At 62.9% G+C, this 25641-nt stretch carries 24 protein-coding genes; 4 read left to right on the top strand and 20 right to left on the bottom strand.

All coding sequences use genetic code 11. The features are described 5' to 3' along the window. Positions 1–22: 22 nt before the first annotated feature. Both FJ954_RS09035 and FJ954_RS09030 read left to right on the top strand, forming a co-directional pair. Positions 23–325 (top strand): type II toxin-antitoxin system ParD family antitoxin, encoded by a 303-nt coding sequence (locus FJ954_RS09035; RefSeq protein WP_015317549.1) that lies wholly within the window; start codon positions 23–25, stop codon positions 323–325. Then, positions 297–623, top strand: coding sequence for a type II toxin-antitoxin system RelE/ParE family toxin (locus tag FJ954_RS09030; protein ID WP_140661125.1), 327 nt, complete (start codon positions 297–299; stop codon positions 621–623). Before FJ954_RS09035 ends, FJ954_RS09030 begins: the two co-directional genes overlap by 29 nt. Positions 624–631: 8 nt before the next feature. On the opposite strand, the gene FJ954_RS09025 is transcribed toward FJ954_RS09030, so the two are convergent. The 6 genes from FJ954_RS09025 to yajC form a co-directional block, all read right to left on the bottom strand. Continuing rightward, positions 632–1582: a sterol desaturase family protein gene (locus FJ954_RS09025; protein WP_181177780.1), complete on the bottom strand. Its 951-nt coding sequence runs from the start codon at positions 1580–1582 to the stop codon at positions 632–634. Next, the gene (locus FJ954_RS09020) at positions 1582–2004 is read right to left on the bottom strand and encodes a hypothetical protein (protein WP_246681033.1); all 423 of its coding nucleotides are present in this window, start codon (positions 2002–2004) and stop codon (positions 1582–1584) included. The genes FJ954_RS09025 and FJ954_RS09020 overlap by 1 nt, the downstream gene beginning before the upstream one ends. A 96-nt stretch (positions 2005–2100) precedes the next feature. Further along, on the bottom strand, positions 2101–2949 hold the full coding sequence (locus FJ954_RS09015) for a phytoene/squalene synthase family protein (RefSeq protein WP_181177785.1): 849 nt from the start codon (positions 2947–2949) through the stop codon (positions 2101–2103). A gap of 1 nt (position 2950) precedes the next feature. Continuing rightward, a complete protein-coding gene (locus tag FJ954_RS09010; RefSeq protein WP_140661122.1) occupies positions 2951–3343 on the bottom strand; it encodes an Mth938-like domain-containing protein in 393 nt (130 codons plus the stop codon). Between the two features lie 27 nt (positions 3344–3370). Continuing rightward, complete coding sequence (gene secDF / locus FJ954_RS09005; protein WP_140661121.1) at positions 3371–5920, bottom strand: protein translocase subunit SecDF; 2550 nt, start codon at positions 5918–5920, stop codon at positions 3371–3373. 51 nt (positions 5921–5971) lie between these two features. Continuing rightward, the gene (gene yajC / locus FJ954_RS09000) at positions 5972–6313 is read right to left on the bottom strand and encodes a preprotein translocase subunit YajC (protein WP_010909882.1); all 342 of its coding nucleotides are present in this window, start codon (positions 6311–6313) and stop codon (positions 5972–5974) included. Between the two features lie 291 nt (positions 6314–6604). Here yajC and FJ954_RS08995 point away from each other — a divergent pair, with 291 nt between their 5' ends. Further along, on the top strand, positions 6605–7480 hold the full coding sequence (locus tag FJ954_RS08995; RefSeq protein ID WP_015317542.1) for an ATP-binding protein: 876 nt from the start codon (positions 6605–6607) through the stop codon (positions 7478–7480). 39 nt (positions 7481–7519) lie between these two features. Here FJ954_RS08995 and FJ954_RS08990 read toward each other — a convergent pair whose 3' ends face one another. Further along, positions 7520–8338, bottom strand: a complete 819-nt coding sequence (locus tag FJ954_RS08990; RefSeq protein WP_140661120.1) for an AraC family transcriptional regulator — start codon at positions 8336–8338, stop codon at positions 7520–7522. A 113-nt stretch (positions 8339–8451) separates the two neighbouring features. Here FJ954_RS08990 and FJ954_RS08985 point away from each other — a divergent pair, with 113 nt between their 5' ends. Continuing rightward, on the top strand, positions 8452–9348 hold the full coding sequence (locus FJ954_RS08985) for an NAD-dependent epimerase/dehydratase family protein (protein WP_140661199.1): 897 nt from the start codon (positions 8452–8454) through the stop codon (positions 9346–9348). 103 nt (positions 9349–9451) lie between these two features. Here the strand turns inward: FJ954_RS08985 and FJ954_RS08980 are convergent, their stop codons facing one another. The 13 genes from FJ954_RS08980 to FJ954_RS08920 all read right to left on the bottom strand — a co-directional run bounded on the left by FJ954_RS08980 (position 9452) and on the right by FJ954_RS08920 (position 25565). Next, entirely contained in the window at positions 9452–10984 is a 1533-nt protein-coding gene (locus FJ954_RS08980) for a peptidoglycan DD-metalloendopeptidase family protein (RefSeq protein ID WP_140661119.1), read from the bottom strand. Between the two features lie 164 nt (positions 10985–11148). Next, on the bottom strand, positions 11149–11808 hold the full coding sequence (locus tag FJ954_RS08975; RefSeq protein WP_015317538.1) for a protein-L-isoaspartate(D-aspartate) O-methyltransferase: 660 nt from the start codon (positions 11806–11808) through the stop codon (positions 11149–11151). Continuing rightward, the gene (gene surE / locus FJ954_RS08970) at positions 11805–12563 is read right to left on the bottom strand and encodes a 5'/3'-nucleotidase SurE (protein WP_140661118.1); all 759 of its coding nucleotides are present in this window, start codon (positions 12561–12563) and stop codon (positions 11805–11807) included. Before surE ends, FJ954_RS08975 begins: the two co-directional genes overlap by 4 nt. Continuing rightward, positions 12563–13867 (bottom strand): serine--tRNA ligase, encoded by a 1305-nt coding sequence (serS, locus tag FJ954_RS08965; protein ID WP_140661117.1) that lies wholly within the window; start codon positions 13865–13867, stop codon positions 12563–12565. The genes surE and serS overlap by 1 nt, the downstream gene beginning before the upstream one ends. A gap of 101 nt (positions 13868–13968) precedes the next feature. Then, complete coding sequence (gene tatC / locus FJ954_RS08960) at positions 13969–14844, bottom strand: twin-arginine translocase subunit TatC (RefSeq protein WP_023769965.1); 876 nt, start codon at positions 14842–14844, stop codon at positions 13969–13971. Beyond that, complete coding sequence (gene tatB / locus FJ954_RS08955) at positions 14841–15608, bottom strand: Sec-independent protein translocase protein TatB (protein WP_140661116.1); 768 nt, start codon at positions 15606–15608, stop codon at positions 14841–14843. The genes tatC and tatB overlap by 4 nt, the downstream gene beginning before the upstream one ends. A gap of 29 nt (positions 15609–15637) precedes the next feature. Beyond that, positions 15638–15859 carry a twin-arginine translocase TatA/TatE family subunit gene (locus FJ954_RS08950; protein ID WP_015317533.1) on the bottom strand — a complete coding sequence of 74 codons (222 nt, stop codon included), beginning with the start codon at positions 15857–15859 and terminating at the stop codon, positions 15638–15640. 180 nt (positions 15860–16039) lie between these two features. Next, positions 16040–16804, bottom strand: a complete 765-nt coding sequence (scpB, locus tag FJ954_RS08945) for an SMC-Scp complex subunit ScpB (RefSeq protein WP_140616077.1) — start codon at positions 16802–16804, stop codon at positions 16040–16042. After that, the gene (locus FJ954_RS08940) at positions 16801–17601 is read right to left on the bottom strand and encodes a ScpA family protein (protein ID WP_140661198.1); all 801 of its coding nucleotides are present in this window, start codon (positions 17599–17601) and stop codon (positions 16801–16803) included. Before FJ954_RS08940 ends, scpB begins: the two co-directional genes overlap by 4 nt. Positions 17602–17663: 62 nt before the next feature. Beyond that, complete coding sequence (gene nagZ, locus FJ954_RS08935; protein ID WP_140616074.1) at positions 17664–18683, bottom strand: beta-N-acetylhexosaminidase; 1020 nt, start codon at positions 18681–18683, stop codon at positions 17664–17666. Between the two features lie 242 nt (positions 18684–18925). Continuing rightward, positions 18926–22429, bottom strand: coding sequence for an SPOR domain-containing protein (locus FJ954_RS08930; RefSeq protein WP_140661115.1), 3504 nt, complete (start codon positions 22427–22429; stop codon positions 18926–18928). Between the two features lie 103 nt (positions 22430–22532). After that, the gene (gene argS, locus FJ954_RS08925; RefSeq protein WP_140661114.1) at positions 22533–24290 is read right to left on the bottom strand and encodes an arginine--tRNA ligase; all 1758 of its coding nucleotides are present in this window, start codon (positions 24288–24290) and stop codon (positions 22533–22535) included. A 60-nt stretch (positions 24291–24350) separates the two neighbouring features. Continuing rightward, on the bottom strand, positions 24351–25565 hold the full coding sequence (locus FJ954_RS08920; protein WP_140616068.1) for a deoxyguanosinetriphosphate triphosphohydrolase: 1215 nt from the start codon (positions 25563–25565) through the stop codon (positions 24351–24353). Between the last annotated feature and the right edge of the window lie 76 nt (positions 25566–25641).

The following is a 25641-nucleotide window of genomic DNA, read 5'->3' as shown; positions in this document are numbered from 1 at the left end:
TTACGCCGAGCGGAGCCGTTCCATGGAAGCAGCCGAGAAACTATCCGTCACCGTCACACCCGCGATGGCACGCATGATCCGCGAAAGAGTCGAGGACGGTTCGTTCGGCTCGGCCAGCGAGGTTATCCGCGCAGCTCTTCGCGCTTTCCAACGCGAAGAAGAGGAACACGCCGAGCGCATGGCCTCGATCAGGGCGCGTGTGAAGGCGTCGATCGAGGATACGAGACCCGCCGTTCCGCTCAATGAGGCAATCGACAGAGTAAAGAACCGCATTTCGCAACTGGCGCGAGACAATGATGATTCAGCGTCTCGCCGTCGTTCTTAGCGAAGGAGCTATATCCGACCTCGAGGCTATCGCCGCCTATGTGCTTGAGAGCAGCGGAAGCGAAAGCATCACCAACGGTTTCGTCGACCGGATCAAGGAACGCTGCCTGGGCGTTGGAAACGTCCCTCGTGGCGGTCGCCCGCGTGATGACATCGCGCCGGGACTGAGGACGGTTCCTTTCGAACACTCCGCTGTTATAGCCTACGTGGTCGAAAGCGATGTCGTTCACATCGTCAACATCTTCTACGGCGGCCGCGACTACGAAGCGCTGATGCGCGATAGCGACAAACCCTCTTGACCGGACAGCTACTCGGCCGGCTCGGCGGTCGCTAACGGCAAGCCTGGCTTGCCCGCCTCCGCAGGATTTCGCCTGACATAAGCAGCCTTCAGCGTCTCCGAAGTTTCGCGTGAGCCGTCATGGCTCCAGCCTGGTGGCTTGATCAGGTAGTTCAGTCGCTCGCTCACTATCAGCCCCGGCGCGAAGGCATCCCTGAACATGCCGATCCATTCGTGGAACGCCACTTTCAGCGGATTGAAAGTGCCGAGATTTTTCACGATACCGTAGCGCGGCCGGTCCTCTTCCAACTCCTCGACGAAGGTGCCGAACATGCGGTCCCATATGATCAGCGTGCCCGCATAGTTGGCGTCGAGATAGCGCGGGTTGGTGGCGTGGTGGACGCGGTGGTGCGAGGGCGTGTTGAAGATGAACTCGAACCAGTTCCACATCTTGCCGATCGTCTCGGTGTGGATCCAGAACTGCCAGACCAGGTTGAAACCGAAGGTGAAGGCAATCACCGCCGGATGGAAGCCGAGCAGCACCAGCGGCGCCTGCAGCACGAACATGAAGGTGAACAGGCCGGTCCAGCTTTGCCTGAGCGCCGTCGACAAATTGTAGTGCTGGCTGGAATGGTGGTTGACGTGCTCCGCCCACACCCAGCGCACCCGGTGCGCGATGCGGTGGTAGACGTAGTAGCGCAGATCATCGAGCAGGAAGGCCGCCAGGAACACCCAAACCGACAGGCCGAGATTGAAGACCCGGAACTGCCATAGCCACAACAGCGCCCAGTAGGACACGACGCCGAGCAGCAGCCCGGCGACGACGTTGCCGGTGCCCATCATCAGGCTGGTCAGCGTGTCGCGGGTCTCGAACGAGCCCTTGGCGCGACCGGTCCGCACCAGCCAGAGCTCGATCAGGATCGCGGCGACAAAAAACGGAATGGCCAGTTGGGTGACCTGCGGAAACTCGTAGCTGTCCATCACGCTGCCTCCTTCCCGGAACTCGTGTCTCGCGGCCCAAGAGCGTTCCGCAAGGCCTGCACGTCGGCGGCATTGGCGAAGCGGAAGCGGCCGCCCTTCCAGGTGAAGTCCGTCAGCCGCAGCTGGATCGTGTCCGTCTCGTCAGTTTTGGACACAACGACGTCCCGAGGCGTCACGACGCGGGTCAGAAAGCAGTCGCCGATACCGTGGACGATGCCCGTGCGGCCATGGCCAAGATCGAGAAAAGCGGATCGGCTGTCCGCGGTTAGTCGAACCGCGGTCACAATCTCGTCGGGAAAGTCCTCTGCGAAACGGCCCGTGGCTTGATCCGCGCCGGTCAGAGTGACCATATTGCTGCCGCCGGTGAAATGCACGGCGGCTACCGACAGCGCGATGCCCAGAACGACGATCACGACCAGCACGGGCAAGCTCATGAACGGGAATCTCCTCCGGGCCAGCCTGTCGTCTTAGGCGACAGTTCTCGGCAGGCGGACTTCTTAACACGATTGACGTTTACGTCAATGTGTCGGCCAGCCCTTGCCCGCATGGCGCAGCAGCAGCCAGTGTCGGCGCAACGCCGATAGCCGTGCCACGCCCCCGAGCGGGGCCTGGCGCGAGCCTTCCATCTTGTCGAGATAAGCGCGCGACAGCGCCAGCGGCAGGAATGCCGGACGCAACGACCCCGGCAGCGCGGCAGCACCCCGTTCGAAGGCGGAAAGATGTTCGCGCGCCAGCGAGATCATCGCGGCCACGGCGCGCTGGGCACCAGGACCGCCATCGCCGGCAATAAACTCTTCCGGCGACGAGCCCGCCGCCGCCAAGATGTCAGCCGGGACAAAACACTGCCCGCGCCCGCGGTGCAGCGGCAACAGAAGCAAAAGGCCCGTCATTGCCTGCGCGCAGCCCGCCCTGCCGGCCAGTTCGGCGAACCTTGGCGCCTCGACAGGATCGAGCACCATTGCCGCAAGCTGGATCAGCGCGGCTGCCGTCTCGCCGCAATAGCCTTCCAGATCGGTGCGCGACGGCATCGGATCGTCGTAGAGATCGAAGATGCGTGCTTCGAGCATGTTCTCAAAGGCCAGTTTCGGCAGCTTGAACGCCGCAATGGTGGCGTTCAAGGCTTCGGCAACAGGATGGCCCGCGCCCGCCTCGCCGCCGGCGGCGATGACATCGCGCCACCATTGCAGCCGGACCTCCCCGGGCAAAGGCTCATGGATGCGGTCACGAATGCCTGATATCTCGGCATTGAATGCGTACAGCGAAAACAGCGCCTTGCGCTTGTCGGCCGGCGCGTAGAGCGCGGTGAGATACCGATCATGGTCGGCGACGCGCACCGCATCCATGACGATTTCAGTATTCTGCGACATATCAATCGACAGCGATGAGCGCGGCTGCCACGGCGCGGTTTTCAGCCAGAAGGACATTGTAGGTCCGCACTGCTGCCCCAGTCGACATCGGGTCGGACGCTATGCCGGCATCCTTCAGCGCGGCCCGCAGTGCCGCCGGCAACGGCCTGAGATCCCGACCCATGCCAACCAGCAGGATCTCGACCTTGTCGGCCTCGGCGAGCAGCCTGTCGAAATCCGCGACAGTCAGCGCCAGGGGATTTGCCGGCTCCCAACCATGGATGCCTGTGGGCAGGCACATGAGAGAGCCGCGATGCGACATGTCGGCAAAGCGGAAGCCGCCATTGCCATAGGCCTCGATCGGCGCGCGGCCGGGGAAATGCGCCTCGCGGATGATGATGCCTTTGCCGGCCATCACTCTATCACCCCTCGGGGCCGCGCGTCAGGTCGCGACGGCCTTGCCGCCGCTGACCGGCTTTTCCTCGTCGGCCGAAGCCTGCGGCCGCAGCTTGAACAGGATGAGCAACGGCGCCGCGATGAAGATCGACGAATACGTGCCGAACACGACGCCGAACAGCATCGCCAGCGTGAAGGAGCGGATCACTTCGCCGCCGAACAGCACCAGCGCCAGCAGCGCCAAGCTGGTCGTCACGGACGTCAGCGTCGTTCTCGACAACGTCTCGTTAATGGCGTTGTTCAACAGCTGCGGCAACGGCATTCGCTTGTATTTTCGCAGATCCTCGCGGACGCGGTCATAGACCACGATCGTGTCGTTCAGCGAATAACCGATAATGGTCAGGATCGCCGCCAGTGACGACTGGTTGAACTCGAGCCCGGTGATGACGAAGAAACCGAGCGTCATGACCACATCGTGCACTGTCGCGACAATGGCGCCGACCGCGAACTGCCATTCGAAGCGGAACCAGACATAGATCAGGATGCCGGCCAGCGCGACGATCATGGCGATCGTGCCTTGCTTGGCCAACTCGCCGGAAACCGTCGGGCCCACCACTTCGACGCGACGGAAATTATACTGATCCTGCAGCTCGCCGCGCACCTTGTCGATCACGGTCTGCTCGGCATTTTCACCGGCATCCTGCGTGCCGACGCGGATCAACACGTCGTTGGGTGCACCGAACTGCTGCACCTGCACTTCGCCGATGTTCAGTTCCGTCAATCTGCTGCGGATGTCACCAATATTGGCATCGCCGCTCTTCGACTGCACCTCGATCAGGGAACCGCCCTTGAAGTCGATGCCGTAATTGATGCCGACGCTCATGAACAACACGACGGACAATATCGACAATGTGCTGGACAGCGCGAACGTCCACCGGCGGATACCCATGAACGGAATTTTCGTGCCCGGCGGAACGAAAGTCACCGGTGCGCGCGGCAGTTCCTTCGGACGTGCGCGGCGCAGCCAGATCGACACCAGCAGGCGGGTGAAGGTGAAAGCGGTGAAGACCGTGGTCAGGATGCCGATGGCATAGGTGATGGCAAAGCCCTTCACGGGTCCGGTACCGAGATAGAACAGCACCACTGTCGCAATCAGCGAGGTGACGTTGGAATCGACGATGGTCGCCAGCGCCTTCGAGAAGCCGGTGTCGATCGCCTGGATCACCGAGCGGCCGGCGCGTCGCTCCTCGCGGATACGCTCGTAGATCAGCACGTTGGAATCGACCGCCATGCCGATGGTCAGCACGATACCGGCAATACCGGGCAAGGTCAGCGTCGCGCCGAGCAGCGACAGCAGCCCGACGATCATAGCCACGTGCACCGCCAGCGCGATATTGGCGAGGAAGCCGAGGAAACCGTAGGCGACGAACATGAATGCCACGACGAGGATCGAACCGATGATGCCCGCGACCTTGCCCGCATGGATCGAATCCTGGCCCAGGCCCGGACCCACGGTACGCTCCTCGATGACCGTCAATGTCGCGGGCAGCGCGCCGGCGCGCAGCAGCACGGCGAGGTCGTTGGCGCTTTGGGCTGTGAAATTGCCGGAGATCTGGCCGGTGCCGCCAAGGATCGGTTCACGGATCTGCGGCGCCGAAATCACCTGGTTGTCGAGGATGATGGCGAACAGCTTGCCGACGTTCTGCGCGGTGGCCTGGCCGAAGCGGGCGGCACCCTTGGAATCGAAGCGGAACGAAACCACCGGCTCGTTGTTCTGCGAATTGTACGTCGCCTGTGCGTCGACGAGGTTTTCACCCGACACGATAACGCGGTTCTCGATCAGGTATGGAACTGGCGGATCGTCCTGGGAATAGAGCACCGACGAACCGGCTGGCGGGCGCCCCTTGAGCGCGTCCTGCACCGGCATCGACTGGTCGACCATCTGGAAGGTCAGCTTCGCGGTCTGGCCGAGAATTTCCTTCAGCCGCTGCGGATCCTGCAGGCCAGGCACCTGGACGAGGATGCGGTCCTCGCCTTGCCGCTGCACGATAGGCTCGGTCGTGCCGAGTTCGTTGACGCGGCGCTCGACCACCTCGATCGATTGTGCCAACGCGGTCGACGTGCGGTATTTGATGCCGGCGTCGGTGACGGTGAACTTGAGCAGGCCCGGCTCGGAATCATCGAGCGCCATTTCCTGGATGGAACCGCCGGTGAACAAGCCGGCGGCGACAGGATCGGTCAAAGTCTTCAATGCCTTCTTGGCGGCATCGAGCTGGGCGGGATCGGTGATGCGGACCTGCAGGGTCTTGCCGGTGCCGGCAAGACCGGTATAGCCGATCTTGGCATCGCGCAGCAGTGTGCGGATTTCGTCGCGCGTCGTCTCCAACCGATCCTTGATCAGATCGTTCTGGTTCATCTCCAGCAGGATGTGCGAACCGCCCTGCAGGTCGAGGCCGAGCGTCATCTGCCGCTTCGGCACCCAACCGGGCAGCTGAGCCAGCGTGCTGGCGGGGAACAGGTTGGGCGCGGCGAGGATCACTGTGGCGGCCACGGCCAGCCAGATCAGGATCATCTTGAAGCGCGAGAAATAAAGCATAGGGCGTCGTCCGTCAGAGCGTGTCCGCGGATCGCTCCGCCTTGAATCTGGTTATTTCTTGGCGTTCTGGTTGGCGACCGGTTCGCCCTTGACTCGCACATCGGCGATCGTCGAGCGCAGCGCCGTCACCTTGGTGCCGCCGCCAAGATCGATCTCCAGCTCGTTGTCGTCGATCACCTTCGTCACCTTGCCGACAAAGCCGCCGCCGGTGACGACAGTGTCGCCGCGACGAACCGCCGCCAGCATCTCGCCGCGCTTCTTCAGCTGCGTGCGTTGCGGGCGGATGATCAGAAAATACATGATCACGAAAATCAGGACAAACGGCAAAATGCTGATGAACATATCGGGAGAGGCGCCGCCGATGCCTTGGGCGTATGCCGGTGTCACGAACATCGAGGTACTCCTGAATTTTGAAAAACAGCCACCAAACGATCAAGCGGGATTTGGCGGCCCCTAGAAATTTGGCCGGAATATAGTCGGTAAAGTTGTCAATGCAACTGCGCGGCCGGGCAAATCGGCTGCTTTTCCGGCCTGTTTAGCCGTGTTAGAGCAGGATCGCGAAAACCGCGAGCCGGTTTTCGGAAAAGATCACGCTCGAACAAATGGTTGCAACCGGTTTCGAAACCGCCGGAATCGAACCGGACCTACCTGCCACCGCAAAAACCGAAGCAAAAAAGACCCGACATGACCGATACCAGCATCGACGCCCTGAACCAGAAACTCGACCGCCTGATCGAGGCGGTCAGCCGCCTCGCGCCGCCGCCGGCGCCTGAAACCGACCTCAACGTGGCCGACTGCTTCGTCTGGCAGGCCGATCCCGGATATCTGGAGCCGGTGCGCAAGGTCAACCGCGTGGATATCGGCCTGATCCGCGGTGTCGACCGCGTCCGCGACATCCTCGTCGACAACACTGAGCGCTTCGCCGCCGGTTTCGCCGCCAACAACGTCCTGTTGTGGGGTGCCCGCGGCATGGGCAAATCGTCGCTGGTCAAAGCCGTACACGCGCGGATCAATGCCAAGGCGAAGCCCGGCCTGCCACTCAAGCTGATAGAAATTCACCGCGAGGACATCGACACGCTGCCGAAGCTGATGGGCCTGCTGAAGGCGGCCCCCTTCCGCGTCATCCTGTTTTGCGACGATCTGTCCTTTGACCATGACGATACGTCCTACAAGTCGCTCAAGGCAGCACTCGAAGGCGGCGTCGAGGGCCGTCCGGCCAACGTCATCTTCTACGCGACCTCGAACCGCCGCCACCTGTTGCCGCGCGACATGATCGACAATGAGCGCTCGACCGCCATCAACCCATCGGAAGCGGTCGAGGAAAAGGTCTCGCTATCCGACCGTTTCGGGCTGTGGCTCGGCTTCCATAAATGCTCGCAGGACGAATATCTCGACATGGTCAACGGCTATGCCAGCCATCATGGCCTCGACATCGACCCCGAGCAGTTGCGCGCCGAAGCGCTGGAATGGGCCACCACACGCGGCAGCCGCTCAGGCCGCGTCGCCTGGCAATTCACCCAGGATCTGGCCGGCAGGCTCGGCAAGCCATTGAAGGATTGAGGCGATGGATCGCGCCGCCAACCCGATCAACCGACAGCGTCATTTGGGCGGCGTCCGTCGCAAATCGCGCGGCGTTTGACCGATCTCGCGGCGCATCCAATGCGCCAGGTGTGACTGGTGCGCGAAGCCCGTCATTTCAGCTACTTCGCTTGTGCTGAGGTCGCCTCGCTGCAGCAGAACGCGTGCGCGTTCAACGCGACGCCGTAACACATAGCGGTGCAGGGTGACGCCCGTCGCCACTTTGAACCATGTCCGCAAATGGGAGCTGCTCGCGCCGGCAACGCGGCTTAGTCGATGAATCGAAAGCGGCTCGTGAAGAGACGCCTCGATGTGCTCCAGCACGCGTTTGAGCTGGGTATCCGACAAACGGTTCGTTCGACCGATATCAGGTTCACCAAGGCCGAGCAGCCTCACCGCCAGTGCGGCGCCAATGCTGTCGGCAAACAAAGGGCCGCTTGGCGAATCTGCATTCAGTTCGCTCTCGAGCGCCCAGGCGAGATGTGCGATGCGCTGGTCGCGAAGCAGGTGGCGCGTGTCGAGCCGCAATGCTTGCCCCTTGCCGCCAAGCTCCGCCACCACCCTTTCCATCAGCGCTGGCTGCAACGCAATCTCGATCGTGTCGAACGGGGTTTCGGCCTCGAAGCCGCCCTCCTGGCCGGCTGGCACCAGGTCGATATCCCCGGCGCGCCTGACGAAATATCGCCCAACCTGATCGCAGTAGGAGCGTGTCGCCGCGCTGGCATGCACCATGATGCGATGGTGTGGAGCCCGGGACAGGCGGTGGACTCCGGCTTCGATATGCCGGGAGGCCATTGTTACATCGGACACGGCTTGAGCCGGAGCGTATCGCGACTGCATGCTCTCTCGATTCATGGCAAAACCTGTCCGAGATTTGGCAATTCCCGCGCGATTTTCAATGCCGTCGACCTGTACTCACGCCTCTCCATCAAACTTGGACGAGAGGTTACACCATGAGTTTCTATGTTGTTGTCGGAGCGGGCCCGGTCGGTCGCGAAACCGCTCGCCTTCTTGGCGAGGAAGGACATGATGTCGTTCTCACCAGCCGAAGCGTCGGCTCGAACGCATTGCGGAACGTGCGGCCCATGCAGGCCGATGCTACCGATGCGTCGGAACTCGCGCGTGTCTGCCAAGGCGCCGATGCCATCTTCATGTGCGCCATGGCCACCTATCACAGGTGGCCAACCGATTTTTTCCCCATCATCGACGGCACCGTGCGCGCGGCCGAAGCGGTCGGCGCGAAACTCATCGTGTTGGGCAACCTCTATGGCTATGGGGAAAATGCCGATAGCCCGCTTCGTTCCGACCTGTCCCTGGATCCTACTTCGAAGAAGGGAACGGCCAGGGCGATCATGTGGCAGCGAGCCGCCCGTGCCGACGTGCCGGCAATCGAAGTGCGGTCCAGCGACTATCTCGGCCACGGCGCGATCAGCTACTTCTCGCTGGTCGCCCTGCCCTCCATCATCGAAGGGAAGCCTACGGCTTTCATTGGAAACCTCGATGCGACGCATGCCTGGGCCTTCACCAAGGACGTCGCCAGGACGCTGGTCGCGGCTTCCCGCTACACGGGCGAATGGGGACGGGCGTTTCACGTCCCCTCGCAATACGCCTCACCCCGGGAGCTCATCCAGAAAACCGCTGCGATGCTTCGACAGGAGGTCTCGGAAATCCGTTCTTATTCGATTGCCGAGATGGAAGCACTGGGTATGCATGAGCTCATCGAGATGAGCTATCTTTTCGAGAACCCCTTGCTGGTGGATTCTTCCGACGCCGAGGTGCTTCTCGGTATCAAGGCCAGCAGCCTTGAGGTCATGATCGCCGACACGCTGCGTGATCATCTCCGCGCTTGAGGGCCGGCCTTCGACAGAACTGAAAAAGCCCGCTCCTTGCGGAACGGGCTGAGCCGGCGGGCTGGACTGGAGGTCAGGCGGCCCGCATATCGCTTTTTTTCTTCTATTCGAGATAGCCTGACGGATCGACCGGGGCGGAGTTCTTGCGCACTTCGAAGTGCAGCTTCGGCGAATCCGTCGTGCCGCTCATGCCCGAGAGCGCGATTTCCTGGCCGCGCTTGACCTTCTGGCCGCGCTGGACCTCGATCGAGCTGGCATGGCCATAGACGGTGACCAGGCCGTTCTCGTGGCGCACCAGCACCGTGTTGCCGAATTCCTTGAGGCCGTCGCCGGCATAAATGACGACGCCGTTCTCGGCCGCCTTGACCGGCGTGCCCGTGGGCACGGCGATATCGACGCCGTCCTTGCCGGATCCGAAACCGGAGATCACCCGGCCGCGCACCGGCCAGCGCATCTTGCCGATGCCGGTGGCATCGGGTGCCACCGCGTCGTCGTCCTCGGCCTGCTGGATGACCTTGGCGTCCTTCTTCGGCGGCGTGTAGGAGGCCAGCGTTTCCGAAGGCGTGGCCTTTGCCGGGACTTGCGTTGTCGCGGTGGTCACCGGATCGACCTTGGCCGGCTTGGCGCTGGCAACCGTCGCCGTTCCGCCGCCCGGCACCTTCAAGGTCTGGCCGATTTTCAATATGCCGTCCTTCATGCCGTTGGCCTGCTTCAGCGCGACCACGCCGACGCCGGTCTTTCTGGCAATCGAGGACATCGTGTCACCCGACTGGACCGTATACGTACCGGCGGCGCCGGTTGCCTTGGCCATCTGCGCCGGCTTGGGTTCCTTGGGCTGGTTCGCCGTGGCCGACGCATCGACCTGGGCGGCGGACTTGCCCTCCTTCAGCTTAGGCTGCTGCGGCAGCACCGCCATCTTGTCCGGCGCGCTGGCCGGCAGGTCATGCTTGCCGTCCTTTGCCGGCTTTGCGTCGGCGACCTTCGGCTCGGCCTTGCTCGAATAGGCATAGGCCGGGATGACGATCTTCTGGCCGGTCTTCAGCCCCTTGGTCGGGCTCAGGCCATTCACCTTCATGATGACATCGGCCGGCACCTTGTAATGCGCCGCCAGGCCGGAAATGGTCTCGCCGTCCCTGACGGTGATTTCGGTCGCGTGCGGCGTGCCTGCCTGGGCCATCCTCGGCTCGTCGGGCTGGGCATTCTTGAAAGGCTTGGCGGCCGGCGCGACAGTGCCGGTCGTCGTCCTGTCGACATGAGGAGCGGGCCGAACCAAGGCCGGCGCCGATGCGACACGCACCGGATTGGCGGCAGGCGCGAGCGCTGGAGCCGGCTGCGCCTGCGCGGAAGCCGGCGGCGGCAAAGGCCGGCTCGAAACCGGATCGAGGCTGGAACGGCTCACCGACTGCGTGTGGCTGCCATCAAGCGGAGCAGCCGAGACATCGCCCGGATAAGGCTGCACCGCATCCTGCTTGTTGATGATGGCACGTTGATTGTTGGTCGAGGACGTGAAGACGTCGTCGACACTGTTGAACCGCGAAGCCTGGGAACTGCACCCGGCCGCCGCGCCTGCAATCATCAGAACAGCGCAGCCCCGCGCCAGATTGCGACTATTTGTCTTCAAAACACTGAGTTGCATCGCACTAACCCGCACAAACGCTGCACCAACTGGACAGGATTAAAGCGCGTTAATGTTACTGGCCGGTTAACCCATTAGAATCCGACGAAAATTTTCTTAAAACATTTGGGGATGATCAGCGGCACGATGGCGAGCCCGAAAGAGATCCGGCGGCCGGCCGGAAACTAGATAACCGCTGCAATGCTTCGCAGGATCGGCTGCAGCCGCACGAGGCCGATATCCTCGCGCTCGAAACGGCTGCCGACCTTGGTGAGCTTGGCCAGCACCTGCTCGCCCTCCTCCGGCCCGATCGGCGCGATGACGATGCCGCCGCTCGACAATTGGTCGAGCAGGAAGCGCGGCAAACTGTCGAATGCAGCCCAGGCGACGATGCGGTCAAACGGCCCTTCATTGGGCAATCCGTTGGAACCATCGGCCTGCCGCACGATGGCATTGCCTATGCCGAGTGCCTCGAAACGCTGCCTGGCTTGCTCGACCAGCGTCTTGTACCGATCCACGGTCACGATCCGCGCCGCCAGCCGCGACATGACAGCCGATGTGTAGCCGGAACCGGTGCCGATCTCGAGCACGCGGTTTCCCGTTTCAATGGCCAATGCGGCGATCACCGCCGCCTGCAGATCCGCCCCTTCGATCGCTTCGCCGCATTCGATCGGCAGCATGCGGTCCGACCAGGCGATCTGGTGGTATTGCGCTGCCAGGAAGCCGCGTCGCGGCGTCGCCTCGAAAGCCGCGATCAGCGCCTTCGGCACCGTTCCCCTGCCGCGCAGGCGCAGCAGGAAAGCGGCAAATCCTTCGCGATCATCGATTGGAAAGCCCTGATTCATGCAAGCGCCTTGCTCAGCTGGTCACGGATCTCATGCGCGGTAAGGTCAAGCTGCAGCGGCGTCACAGACACCAGCCTGTTGCGCAGGGCAAAGAGATCGGTGCCCTGCTTGCCCTCGACCGGCTCGCGGCCGAAGCGCAGCCAGTAATAAGGCAGGCCGCGCCCGTCGCGGCGCTCGTCGACCCACAGGCTGTGCACCAGCTTGCCCTGCGTGGTGACCACCGTGCCGGCCACTTCCTCGGGAAGGCAGTTGGGAAAATTGACGTTGAGCAGGACGCCGTCCGGCAGCGGCGTCGCGACGAGCTTCTTCAGCAGTGCCGGCGCCAGCGCTTCGGTGGTCTCATAGGGGACGACGCGATCCTCGCCGACAGTGCTGTAGCCCTGGCTGAGCGCTATCGACCGGATACCGAGCAGCGCGCCTTCCATGGCGCCGGCGACGGTACCGGAATAGGTCACGTCGTCGGCGATGTTGGCGCCCGAATTGATGCCGGACAGGATCAGGTCGGGTGCACCGGGCAGGATCTTCTTGACGCCCATGATGACGCAATCGGTCGGCGTGCCGCGCACGGCAAAATGCTTCTCGCCGATTTTCCGCAACCGCAGCGGCTCCGAGATCGACAGCGAATGCGCATAGCCCGACTGGTCCTGTTCCGGCGCCACCACCCAGACATCGTCGGACAGGGTGCGGGCGACGCGCTCGAGCGAGGCCAGGCCCTCGGCATGGATGCCGTCGTCATTGGTCAGAAGAATGCGCATTATTTCGATTCGATCTTTTCCAGGCCGCCCATGTAAGGCCGCAGCACTTCAGGAATGGTTACGCTGCCATCCTCATTCTGATAGTTTTCGATGACAGCTATGAGCGCGCGGCCGACAGCGGTGCCCGAACCGTTCAGCGTATGGACGAAGCGGTTGCCCTTGCCATCCTTGTCCTTGTAACGGGCATCCATACGGCGCGCCTGGAAATCGCCGCAGACAGAGCAGGACGAGATTTCGCGATAGGCGTTCTGGCCGGGCAACCAGACCTCGATGTCATAGGTCTTGCGCGCGCCAAAACCCATGTCGCCGGTGCAGAGCACCATGGTCCGGAACGGCAGCTCAAGCCGCTTCAAGACTTCCTCGGCGCATTGTGTCATCCGCTCATGCTCGGCGAGTGAGGATTCCTGGTCGGTGATCGAGACCAGCTCGACCTTGTAGAATTGATGCTGGCGCAGCATGCCGCGCGTATCGCGGCCCGCCGAGCCTGCCTCCGAACGAAAGCAGGGCGTCAGCGCCGTGAAGCGCAGCGGCAGCTTTTCATGCGCCGTGATTTCTTCGCGCACGAGGTTGGTGAGCGGCACCTCGGCGGTCGGGATCAGGCCAAGCCTGCCCTCCCCATGTGGCGTGAAGAACAGATCCTCCTCGAACTTCGGCAACTGGTTGGTGCCGAACAGAACGTCGTCCTTCACCATCAGCGGCGGGATCACTTCCTCATAGCCGTGCTCCGTCGTGTGCAGGTCGAGCATGAACTGGCCGATGGCGCGTTCCATCCGCGCCAGGCCACTCCTGAGCACGGTGAAGCGCGATCCCGACAGTTTCGCCGCGCGCTCGAAATCCATCATGCCGAGCGCTTCGCCGATCTCGAAATGCTCCTTCACCCAGTTCGGCCGTGTCGGCACCTTGCCGACGACATGCTTGACGACATTGTCGTGCTCGTCCTTGCCGACCGGCACGTCGTCGAACGGCACATTCGGCAGCACCGCCAGCGCATCGTTCAGCGCCTTGTCGAGCTCGCGCTCGCGCGCCTCGCCGTTCTGGATGAAGGTCTTGATCTCGCCGACTTCGGCCTTGAGTTTCTCGGCAAGGGCGGCATCGCCCGAACGCATGGCGTTGCCGATCTCCTTCGAGGCGGCGTTGCGGCGCTCCTGCCTGGTCTGCAGCTCGGTGACATGTTCGCGCCGCGCCTCGTCCTTGGCGATCAGCCCGTCGACCGTGGACTGCGCCTCATCCGCCGACCACGAGCGCTTGGTGAGCGCCTCGACAAGGGCCTTCGGGTTGTCGCGAATCCATTTGATGTCAAGCATGGTGTCCGTCCTCAAGCTGGGTTTGAGGGGCGTAAACCGCATCCTTGATCGATGCAAGATGGGCCGGGCGGCGGTTGTCGTTTTCCGCCGCCGCCGATGCCCTACGAGGCCGCCGGCGCTGGCGGCTCGTCCGGCGCCTTGTCGGCCACGGTCTCGCCGGCTTCCTGCTTCTCGCGCGCAAGCCGCTGTTTCTCCTGGTCGCGCTCGATCCACCGCGCGGCCCAGATGGAAACCTCGTAGAGAAGGATGGTCGGAATGGCCAAGCCGATCTGGCTCATCGGATCCGGAGGTGTCAGCACCGCGGCAACGATGAAGGCGATGACGATCGCCCATTTGCGTTTTTCGGCCAGCGCCTTGGACGACAGCATGCCGACGCGCGTCATCAGGCTGGTTACCACCGGCAGCTGGAACACCAGGCCGAAGGAGAAGATCAGCGTCATGATCAGGCTGAGATATTCCGACACTTTCGGCAGCAGCGAAATCTGTACCTGGTCGTCGGTGCCGACCTGCTGCATGGCGAGGAAGAACCACATCACCATCGGCGTGAAGAAGAAATAGACCAGCGAGGCGCCCATCAGGAACAGGATGGGCGATGCGATCAGGAACGGCAGGAAGGCATTGCGCTCGTTCTTGTAGAGCCCGGGCGCAATGAATTTGTAGATCTGCGTGGCGATCAGCGGAAAGGCGATGACCATGCCGCCGAACATGGCGAGCTTGACCTGCGTGAAGAAGAATTCCTGCGGCGCGGTATAGATCAGCTCGACCTTGTGCGGGTCCAGCCCTGCCCATTTCGTCGCCCACTTGAAGGGGACAACCAGAAGGTTGAACAGCCTCTTGGCAAAGAAGAAGCAAACCAGGAAGGCAACGAAGAAGCCACCGAGAGACCAGATCAACCGCCTGCGCAGCTCGATCAGATGCTCCATCAGAGGCGCCGACGATTTTTCGATCTCGTCCTTTTCCTTGTCCGAAACGCTCACTTGGCGGCTCCAGCCGTCTTTTTGGCTACCGGCTTCTTGGCCCCAGCAGGTTTCGGTTCGGTTCTCGCAGGCGCCTTGGCAGCAGGCGCCTTGGCTGCAGGCGCCTTGGCGACGGCAGGCTTCGTCACAGCCGCGGTTTCAGGAACTGCCGCTGTCGTGGCCTTTGTCGACGCCTTGGGCGTGGGTGCGGTTTTTGCCGCCCCCGCGGGTGAGGCTTTTGCCGCCACCACCTTAATGGATGGCGCTTTTGAAGCCGGCACCGCCTTGGCGGTTTTCCTGGATGCCTTCGGTTCCGTGGAAGCCGCCACCACCGATTCATCGGTCATCGCCGGGAACATCGATGCTGGTGTCGTGACTTCCGGGCCATTGACGCCAGGCATGGTCGTTGCACCGTTTTTCAACGGCTCGGCCGCCTGTGGCGTCGCCGCTGCAGGGGCCGATGGATCGGCGGCCGGCTTCGGCTTCATCGCCGCGTCGACGCCGGCGCGCACATCGGCTGCCGCCTGCTCAAACGGATTGAGCTGCTTCTTGATCTCGGCGACTGGGCTGAGACCCCGGAGTTCGTCGACCGACTTCTTGACGTCGTCGAGCTCGGCTTCCTTCAAGGCCTCGTTGAATTGCTTCTGGAAATCGGCGGCCATGGCGCGCAACTTCGCCGTCGTGCGGCCGAATGTGCGCAGCATGTTGGGCAAATCCTTCGGCCCGACGACCACGATCATGACGATCGCGATCACCAGCATTTCGGTCCAGCCGACTTCAAACATGGCAATCTGTTCCGACTAGAACTTTTGGCTCAGCTCTTGCTGGCCTTTTCCTTCGCGGCCGAAACGGTCTCATCGGCACGGTGTTCGACGGTGCGCTTGTCGTCGGCAACGTCGTCGTCGGCCATGCCCTTCTTGAAGCTCTTGATGCCCTTGGCCATGTCACCCATCAGCTCGGGAATCTTGCCGCGGCCGAACACCAGCAGCACGATCACCAGCACGATCATCCAGTGCCAAATCGAAAATGAACCCATAACCAAATCTCTCTCGAATGTTTTCCCTGGCGATGATCTATGCGTTTTCGCTTTGGGATTCAAACACAACCGCGACAGAGTTTATGAAAGGCCGACGGATGTCACGCATTTTCGGCGATGCGGCCCGCTACCAAACGGCGCATGTAAAGCCGGAAAGCAGCTTTTGAAAGGCGCTCGTGGTCAATCTTCCGTGACGCGCGGCGTCAGCAGACCGAGCTCCTCGAGGTCGATGTCGGTCAGTGGATCCTCGTCCTCGGTCAGCGCGTCGGGATCGGCCGGCGGTTGCGGGATGGAGAAATTCGACGGCATGCGGCCCGATAGCAGGCCGGCGCCCTTCAGTTCCTCCATGCCTGGAAGATCACGGATTTCCTCGAGTGCGAAATGGTCGAGGAAGGTTTCGGTGGTGCCATAGGTGACGGGGCGGCCGGGCGTTTTGCGGCGGCCGCGCATGCGCACCCATTCCGTTTCGAGCAGCGTGTCGAGCGTGCCCTTCGAGGTTTCGACACCTCTGATGTCCTCGATCTCGGCGCGCGTCACCGGCTGGTGGTAGGCTATGATCGCCAGCACCTCGAGCGCCGCTCGTGACAGCTTGCGCTGCTGCACCGTATCGCGGCTCATCAGGAAGGCCAGGTCGCCGGCGGTTCGGAAGGCCCAGGCATCGCCGACCCGCACCAGATTGACGCCGCGCCGGGCGTAGATCTGCTGCAGCTCCCTCATGGCTAGCGCGACATTGATGCCATCGGGAAGGCGTGCGGCAAGCTGCTTTTCGCTGACGGGTTCGGCGCTGGCGAACACGATCGCCTCCGCCATGCGCACGGCTTCCGCCATATGCAGACGCTCGGCCGGGTTCTGCACCTGCTCGGCCACATCCTCGGAGAACAACTCCTGCCCAGGCTCGTCCTCGACCTTGAACGGGATAACCGAAGCGTTGGCGCGTTCGCTCATGATGCCACCTCGACTGCCTTGATTGCTTGCGTGCGGCCGCGCAAATAGATCGGGGCAAATGTCTGATCCTGCCGCACGTCCATCGTGCCGTCGCGCACCAGTTCCAATGTTGCCGCGAAGGAACTGGCGATCGCCGTGCGCCTTTCCTCGGGGCTGGTCATGTACACGATCAGGAAACTTTCCAGTGTCGTCCAGTCGCTTACAGCCCCGACAAGGCGGGTCAGGATGTCGCGCGCGTCCTTGAGCGACCAGACACCGCGCCTGGCGATCGTCACGTTGTTGATCGCCTGCTTCTGCCGCTGCTGGGCATAGGCCGTCAGCAAGTCGTAAAGCGACGCCGAATAGGCGTTGCGCTTCTCGATGATCACCATTTCCGGCATGCCGCGCGCGAATACGTCGCGACCGAGCCGGTTGCGGTTGACCAGACGCGCAGACGCGTCGCGCATGGCTTCGAGCCGCTTCAGCCGGAGCTGCAGCACCGCCGCCAGTTCCTCACCGCTTTCGCCCTCCTCGCCCGGCTGCTTGGGAATCAGCAGCTTCGACTTGAGGAAGGCCAGCCAAGCCGCCATCACCAGATAGTCGGCGGCAAGTTCGAGCCGCAGCGCCCTCGCCGTCTCGACAAAGGTCAGATATTGCTCGACCAGTGCCAGGATCGAAATGCGCGCCAGATCGACCTTCTGGGTACGGGCAAGATGCAGGAGAAGGTCGAGCGGGCCCTCGAAGCCGGCCACGTCGACGACCAGCGACGGATCGCCGGTGACGCGTGAATCGTCATTCTCGGCCCACAGGCGGTCCATCGGTGCGGCCTTCGGAGCCTTGCTTTCCAATGCTTCCGCCACTGCCCTGTCACTTCCCTTGGCTATGCCACCGCGTCGAAATAGGTGGCGAATTCAGCGCGTATCTCGGTTTCTTCTACCGTGTCGCTTTTCTTTATATAGGTCATTGCCCGCTTGGCGCGCTCCAGCGACTTGCCTTCAAGCCCTTTGGTGCGCGATGCGATCCCCGCCATCTCCTCGAAAACGCCGTTGCAGTGAAGGACCAGATCACAGCCGGCCGCAAGGATCGAGGCGGCCTTTGTCGGGAAATCCCCAGAAAGTGCCTTCATCGAGGTGTCGTCGCTCATCAAGAGCCCGTCGAAGCCGATCTCGCGGCGGATGATCTCGTCGATGACCTTGCCGGAAGTCGTCGCCGGGTTCTTGGGATCGATGGCGCTGTAGACGACATGCGCGGTCATCGCCATCGGCAGATGGTTGAGTTCGCGGAACGGGGCAAAGTCGTGCCGTTGCAGATCGCTGAGCGAGGCGTCGACGACAGGCAGCTCGAAATGCGTGTCGGCAAACGCCCGGCCGTGCCCCGGAACATGCTTCATCACGGGCAGCACGCCGCCCGCCATCAGGCCTTCGGCCGCGGCGCGGCCGAGTTCGATGACCGGACGCGGATCCTTGCCATAGGCGCGCGCGCCGATGACATCGCTGGCCCCTTCGATCGGGACGTCGAGCACCGGCAGGCAATCCGCCGATATGCCGTAGCGCAGGAGGTCGAAGGCATGCAGCCGCGCCATCAGCCAGGCGGCACGCGCGCCGGCGTCGTGATCGTCGCGCCAAAGCGCCCCCAGCGCGCCACCGGCCGGATAGTTCGGCGCCAGCGGCGGTCGCAGGCGCTGCACCCTGCCGCCTTCCTGGTCGATGAACACCAGCGCGTCCGGGCGCCCGATGCAATCGCGCATCTCGGCGACGAGATCGCGGATCTGCTCGGCCTCGCCGATGTTGCGGGCGAACAGGATGAAGGCCCACGGGCACTCATTGCGATAGAAACGGATCTCTTCGCGGGTGAGCGTTTTCCCGGCACAGCCGAGGATCATGGATTTTGATTCGGTCATTTCAGGAGTCTAGAGCCTCGCGCGGTCAAAGGGAATCATCCCTGACCGCATAGGACGGGCTGCAAAACAGGCTTCCACATGAAAAAGTCGGCGCGGCCTTGGGCCGCGCCGACTTTGAGAGATTGGATCGACGTCTAGAGCATGATGCCGAAAAGTGTGAAACGGTTTTCGGACATGCTCTATCTCTTTGATTTAGAGACGGAATCAGATTTCAGGTCGACTCGACCTGAAATCATCCGGCTCTAGCGCGATACGAAGCAGTTGCCGCCCGCGGTCTTGTAGCTGGTGCACAAATTGATCGCATCGTTGCGCGACTGAGCCGGAACGCGCACGCGGTAGAACGTGCCCTTGCCGGCGATCTCGGCCTTGACGATGTTGGCCGTGCGGCCGGAGAGCACGCTGCCGTAGCGGCGCTGCAGGTCCTGGTAGGTCGACTGGGCACTCTCTACCGTCGGCTGAGAAGCGATCTGCATCGACCACGACCCGCTGCCGGTCGCGGTCGATGCGGGATCGATGGAAGCGACCTGATCTGGCTTGACCTCGCCGACCACGTCGACCGGCTGGTCGGACGGACGCTGCGGCGCGATCGCAACCTTGGCCGGCGTGTTGGCCGACTGCGCCTTGGCTTCAGCCTTGGCAGGCTTGGCCGCGGGCTTCAGAGCCGGCTCATCGTCGGCCTGCGCGGCGGCGGGCGCCACGGTGCCAGTCTGGTCGGTGCCAGTCTGGCCGGTGCCAGTCTGGCCGGCACCGGTCTGGGCGGTACCGGTCTGGTCGGCGCCAGTCTGGTCGGCGCCAGTCTGGTCGGCCCCGGTCTGATCGGTATTGGCCTGCGCGGCAGGCGCCACATGCTGTGGTGCCGGATCGGTCGGCTCCGCCGCGGCGACCTGGGGTGCGGCCGGTGCCGGATCCTCACGCGCCACCAGCGAGCCGTCGGACTTGACCACCATGGTCCTGACCTTGCGCGGCGCAACGGCAACGACATCGTTGCTGGTGCCCTTGTCGGCTTCCTGCAGGACCTGCGCGATGCGATCCTCCGACTTCGGCGTGGGCGCCGCAATGTTGGCGGGGGCCGCACCAGCGGTCGAGACGTCGCCTGCGCCATCCGTGCCGGCGGCAGTGTTCTGGTCGGGAGAAAGATCGACGGCGCGGGCCGGGTCCTTCGCCTGCACGTCCACCGGCTCCTCGGCGTTGGTGACGAGCTTCTGCTGGACCGGCTCGGCCGGCTTCGCGCCCTTGACCACCGCGTCATAGACCTTGTTGTCCTGGTTCGGCACCACGGTGCCGCCCGGATTTTCCGGCTTGATCTTGATCGGTGAATTATCGGCCTTGACGATCACCGGAGCCTCACTGCCGCCCTTGCCGCCGAAAGACAGCGCAAAGGCGCCAAGACCGCCCGCGACCGCCACGGCACCGACTATCGCCGCGATGAAGAGGCCGCGCCGGCCGGACGACCGGGCGGCTTCCTGCTCGCCGAGACCCGGAACCGACATCGCTTCGTCCAGTTCGGGATCGTAGTCGAGTTCATCGACGGTGAAATCGTCCGCCTGCGAGATCGGCTGGCTGCCGGGCAGATCATCGAAGCCTTCAGCAGCATCGGCATAGGTCGAGGCCGCCGCCGCGCGGGCAGGCATTTCCGCCGGCCGTGCCGCATAGGTCCGCGCTTCCGGCTGATAGGTCGGCCTGGATTCTTCATATTCCGGATTGACCGCGTCATATCCCGGATTGGCGTTGCCATATCCCGGATTGGCGTTGCCATATCCCGGATTGGCGTCGCCATATCCCGGATTGGCCGCGCCGTATCCCGGATTGAACCCGGCATTGTAGGATTCGTCCGCATAGGCGGCGCTAGTGGCAGAAGCAGGCGCGACCTCCACCGAATTCATTTCAGTCAGAAGGCTGGCGAATTCGGCGTCGAGATCGTCATAACCGGATGCTACCGGCTCATCGTCTTCGAAATGCAACTCTGGAATGTCGAGATCGTCGGCCAGCGCCACGACGCGCTCCGGCACATCGACCGTCTCGACATCGGGCATCTCTTCATAACGCGAGGACTGCTGCGCCTGCGGTGCCGATGGAGCCACGTAGGGAGCGGCTGCAACCGGCTCGGCCGGCCGGTAGGACGGCACCGCGGCCGTTTCCGGTGCTGCCGTCCAGGCCGCCATCGAGGCGGCAGGCTGCGCGGCAAATGCCGGCTGTTGGGGAACCGGTGTCACGCGGCTCCACGAACGGGCCGGCTCCGACGGCGCGGAGCGTTCCGCCAGCCAATCGAGCGAATCGGCTTGATCCTGCAGGGAAGCTGTTTCCTCATGCGGGTCAACGCCCTCGGCCCGGGTGGCGTCGAAGGCGCCATTGTCGAAATCGACCTCGCCCTGCTCAGCGGTCTCCGAGCGGAAATCATGGTCCTGAAGCTCGTCGAGCAGCAGGTCGTCGAGGTCAACGTCGGCGGCATGGGCGGAACCGGACTGATGCACATCCTCGGACGCTGCTTCATCGAGATCCCAGTCGAGATCACCAACAAGATCGACAGGTTCCTCCGCGACCTTTGCAGTCGAGACGAGTGGCGGCTGAACAGGCGCGGCGGCCGGCTGGGGCACGACCGGCTGAGCCATGGCCGGCTCCCTGGCCGACGGCAGCGTGCGCGCGGTCATGGCGCCAAGAAGCGCGTTCAACTCGTCTTCGAGGCTTCGTTCGTCCGTGATGGGCGCCTGCACTGGCGACGCGATGGCTGCCGCGGGCGCCATCGGCTGCGCGGGAGCCGCTGCGATTTCGGCGACGGGCTCTTCGGCGGGCTCGGCAAACGCCTCGTCCAAATCCAGGTCGAAAGCATCATCCGAAATGGCTTCAGCGCCTGGAATCTCGTCCTTCATGCCGATGACATCGGCAAGCAACTCATGTGCTGGCGGCTCCTCAAAAGCCTCTGGCTCATCGGCCTGAACGTCAAAATCCACGTCGACATCGGCCATGGCATCGTCGAACTGACCAACGAAATCCTCGCCGGAGATCGACTGGGTCTCATCCGCGGTGGCCGGCGCCGGCTCTGGATATTCGGCAGCAGCCACTTGGCGCTGATCCGCCGAATGGTCGTCGAGCATCAGCTCGTCCTCGAGCGAGATCGCAACGGCATCGTCGAATTCTTGATCGGAAGCCGGCTCGGCCGCTGCCGCCACTTCTGCAACCGGCGATTCAACGGCATACCGGGGCTCGGCGGCCTCGTCCTCGATATGGAAATCCCGGTCGAGGGAAGCGGCAAGCTCGTTTTCCATCGGCAGATCGTCGTCGAAGGCCGAAACGTCTTCGAGCGAGCTGGCCACGGTATTGTCGAAATCGATGTCGGCGGCAGGCTCGACGGACTGCACGGCTTCCGCGGCGCCGGCATGGCTGGCGGCCACCGTCCGGTCATCGACCTCAGCCATGTCCAGGTGAAAATCGTCGTCAAGCGACAGCGCGAGATCGTCATCCGACACATCGATTGCCACCGGCTCGAATGCCGGCTCATGAGCCTCGACAAGCGGAGCGACGACGCTGTCGGCAGCGTCGAATTCGCCCATCAGTTCCTTCTCGAGATCGATGTCGAAATCGCCCTCTCCCGCAGCCTGATCGGCGACCATGGCTTTCGGCTCGGCCGGCGCCTGCGGCTTGACCGGCTGGCGGGGGTCGAATCCCATGATCCTGGTCAGTTCCGCGAACGGATCATCGGCGGCGATGTCGTTGTTGTCGGCTACTCTCAGCTGGGTTCTGTCTGCCATTATTGTTCCCGAACTCGCACTCATTCGGACGCCATGGACGTCGCGCAGGGTTGGCCCTTACCAGCGCAATGTGGGCAAAAGGTGACAGGTTTTTTAGTCAAACCTAACGCATTTCGGTGGGCGCGGCGGCCCCGATCAACGTCAGGCCGGACGTCAGAACATCCGAAACAGCCTGCACCAGCCCTAGTCTGGCATGCGTCAATTGTCGGTCGTTAACCTTAACAAAACGTAAGTCCGGATTATCCGTACCCCGGTTCCAGTGTCCATGGAAACTGGAAGCCAGATCATAAAGATAAAATGCCAGCCGATGCGGCTCGAGCGCAAGAGCGGCGGACTCGATCAGGCGCGGATATTCCGCAAGCTTCCTGATCAAGCCGATTTCCCCTTCGTCGGTCAACGACGTTGACGCTGCCGCCAGGCTGTTGCGGTCGAAATTCGCCTCGCCCAATTGTTCGCTCGCCTGCCGGAACACCGAATGGCAGCGCGCCGAGGCGTACTGCACGTAAAACACCGGATTGTCCTTGGACTGTTCGGTCACCTTGGCGAAGTCGAAATCGAGCGGCGCATCGTTCTTGCGATAAAGCATCATGAAGCGGATCGGATCGCGTCCGACTTCTTCCACCACCTCGCGCAGCGTCACGAAGTCACCGGACCGCTTCGACATCCGCACCGGCTCGCCATCGCGAAACAGCTTGACGAGATTGCACAGGAGAACGGTGAGCTTGACGTCGTCGCCGGCAATGGCCCGCGCCAGGGCTTCCAGGCGCTTGACGTAGCCGCCATGGTCGGCGCCGAGAACATAGATCAGGTCGACGAAGCCGCGGTCGACCTTGTCCTTGAGATAAGCCACGTCGGCCGCGAAATAGGTGAACGAGCCGTCGGACTTGACCAGCGCCCGATCCATGTCGTCGCCGACGGCGGTCGACCGGAACAGCGTCTGTTCGCGGTCTTCCCAGTCGTCCGGCTTCTCGCCCTTGGGCGGCGGCAGCTTGCCCTTGTAGATATGGCCCTTCAGCGTCAGGTCATTGATCGCCGAGCGGATCTTCCTGGCATTGTCGGCATGCAGCGTGCGTTCGGAGAAGAACACGTCGTGATGCACATTGAGCAGTGCAAGGTCCTCGCGGATCATCACCATCATCGCATCTATGGTGCGATCCTTGACGATGGCCAATGCCTCGTCATCCGGCATCTGCAGCAAGGAACGGCCAAACTCCCTGACCAGAGCCTCGCCGACGGAGACCAGATAGTCACCGGGATAAAGTCCTGCCGGAATCTCGCCGATATCGTCGCCAAGCGCCTCGCGATAGCGCAACATCGCCGAGCGCCCGAGCACGTCGATCTGCGACCCGGCGTCGTTGATTACATATTCCTTGGTCACGTCGTAACCGGCGAACGCCATCAGGTTGGCGAGCGCATCCCCGACGACGGCGCCCCGGCAATGGCCGACATGCATCGGCCCGGTCGGATTGGCCGAGACATATTCTACATTGGTTTTCCGGCCGGCGCCGATCGTCGAGCGGCCATAGTTGGGACCCTCGCCCAAAAGCGCCGACAGATGCGCCTGCCAGAAACCGTCCTGGAGCCTGAGATTGACGAAGCCGGGACCGGCGACCTCGGCGGCGGCGACATCCTTGTCGGCCCGCAGGGCGTCTGCCAATCTCTCGGCCAGCGCGCGCGGTTTCTGTCCGGTTGGCTTGGCCAGCACCATCGCCGCATTGGTCGCGAGATCGCCATGGCTGGCGTCGCGCGGCGGCTCGACGGCGATGCGCGACAGATCAGGCGAAACGCCGTCCTGGTCCTTCAGGTCTAGCGCTTCGACAGCCTTTGTGACTCGCGCGGTGAAATCGGCGAAGATGTTCATGGTGTATGCTCGGTGGCTTTATGACGAATCCGGCCCTTTGGCCGGCAAATCGAGCCCGCCCTAGCTCAAATCCGGGGTGCGGTCAAACAAACGCCTGTGTTCCTTGAGCGCGTAGGTGTCGGTCATGCCGGCCAGGAAATCGGCGACGCTGCGCGCTTTGATGCGATCCTCGGCGCGGTCCAGCCCTTCGCGCCAGCCGTCCGGCATGGCGCGCGGGTCGGCAAAATAGACGTCGAACAGGTCCCGGACGATCTGCTCGGCGTCCGCACGCACCCGCATGACCTCCTCGTGCCGGTAGAGGTGCTTGTAGAGGAAGGCCTTCAGTTCCTTCTCGGCTTCCGCCATCTCGATCGAAAATGTTACCATCGTTTCGCCCGCCGCCCTGACCGCGTCAGCGCTCAGCGGCCTGATCCGCTCCAGATTGGCGGTGGTCGACTTGATCACATCCTCGACCATGGCCGTGATCTGGCGCCGCATCAATTCGTGGCCGGTGCGCACGTCATCAAGCCTGGGATAGCGCTCGCGCACAGCTTTCAGGATCGTTCCAGGCAGCGAAACGGCCTTCAGCATGTCAAGCGCCAGCAGCCCTGACCTCAGCCCATCATCGATATCATGCGTGTTGTAGGCAATGTCGTCGGCAATCGCCGCGCACTGCGCTTCGATGCCGGCGAACCGGTCGAGCTCGAGATCCTGTAGTTGCGAGTAGTCGCGGATCGCCTGCGGTACCGGCCCTTTCAGGCCTTGGCCGCTACTGTCGGTGAGCGGACCATTGTGCTTGACCAGGCCTTCCAGCGTTTCCCAGCTCAGGTTGAGCCCGTCGAATTCAGCGTAGCGCGCCTCCAGCCTGGTCACGATGCGCAGCGATTGTGCGTTGTGGTCGAAGCCGCCCCACGCCGCCATCTTTTCGTTCAGCGCGTCCTCGCCTGTGTGGCCAAAAGGCGTGTGGCCGAAATCATGCACCAGCGCCACCGCTTCGGCGAGATCCTCGTCGCCACGCAGCGCCCGCGCCAGGGCACGTGCGATCTGCGCCACCTCGATCGAATGGGTCAGCCTTGTGCGGTAGTGGTCGCCTTCGTGCGCGATGAAGACCTGCGTCTTGTGCTTGAGCCGCCGAAACGCCGTCGAATGGATGATCCGGTCGCGGTCACGCTGGAACGGTGTGCGGGTCGGACTTTCCACCTCGTCGAACAGACGGCCCCGCGAACGTGCGGGATCCGTGGCGTAGGCCGCGCGCGGCCGATAGCCAAAACCGATGTCGCCAAGCTCATTTGTCATGGCTGATGCTGCCGCAGTTGACTTGCCCCGTCGCGCTTCATACCTATCATGTGAAACCGAAAGCAAGGTGACGCCC

Origin of the sequence: Mesorhizobium sp. B2-3-15, from assembly GCF_006442875.1 — a bacterium.
GTDB lineage: Bacteria > Pseudomonadota > Alphaproteobacteria > Rhizobiales > Rhizobiaceae > Mesorhizobium > Mesorhizobium australicum.
Note: the sequence above shows the minus strand (reverse complement) of the source record. Positions and strands in the feature narration are given on the sequence as shown.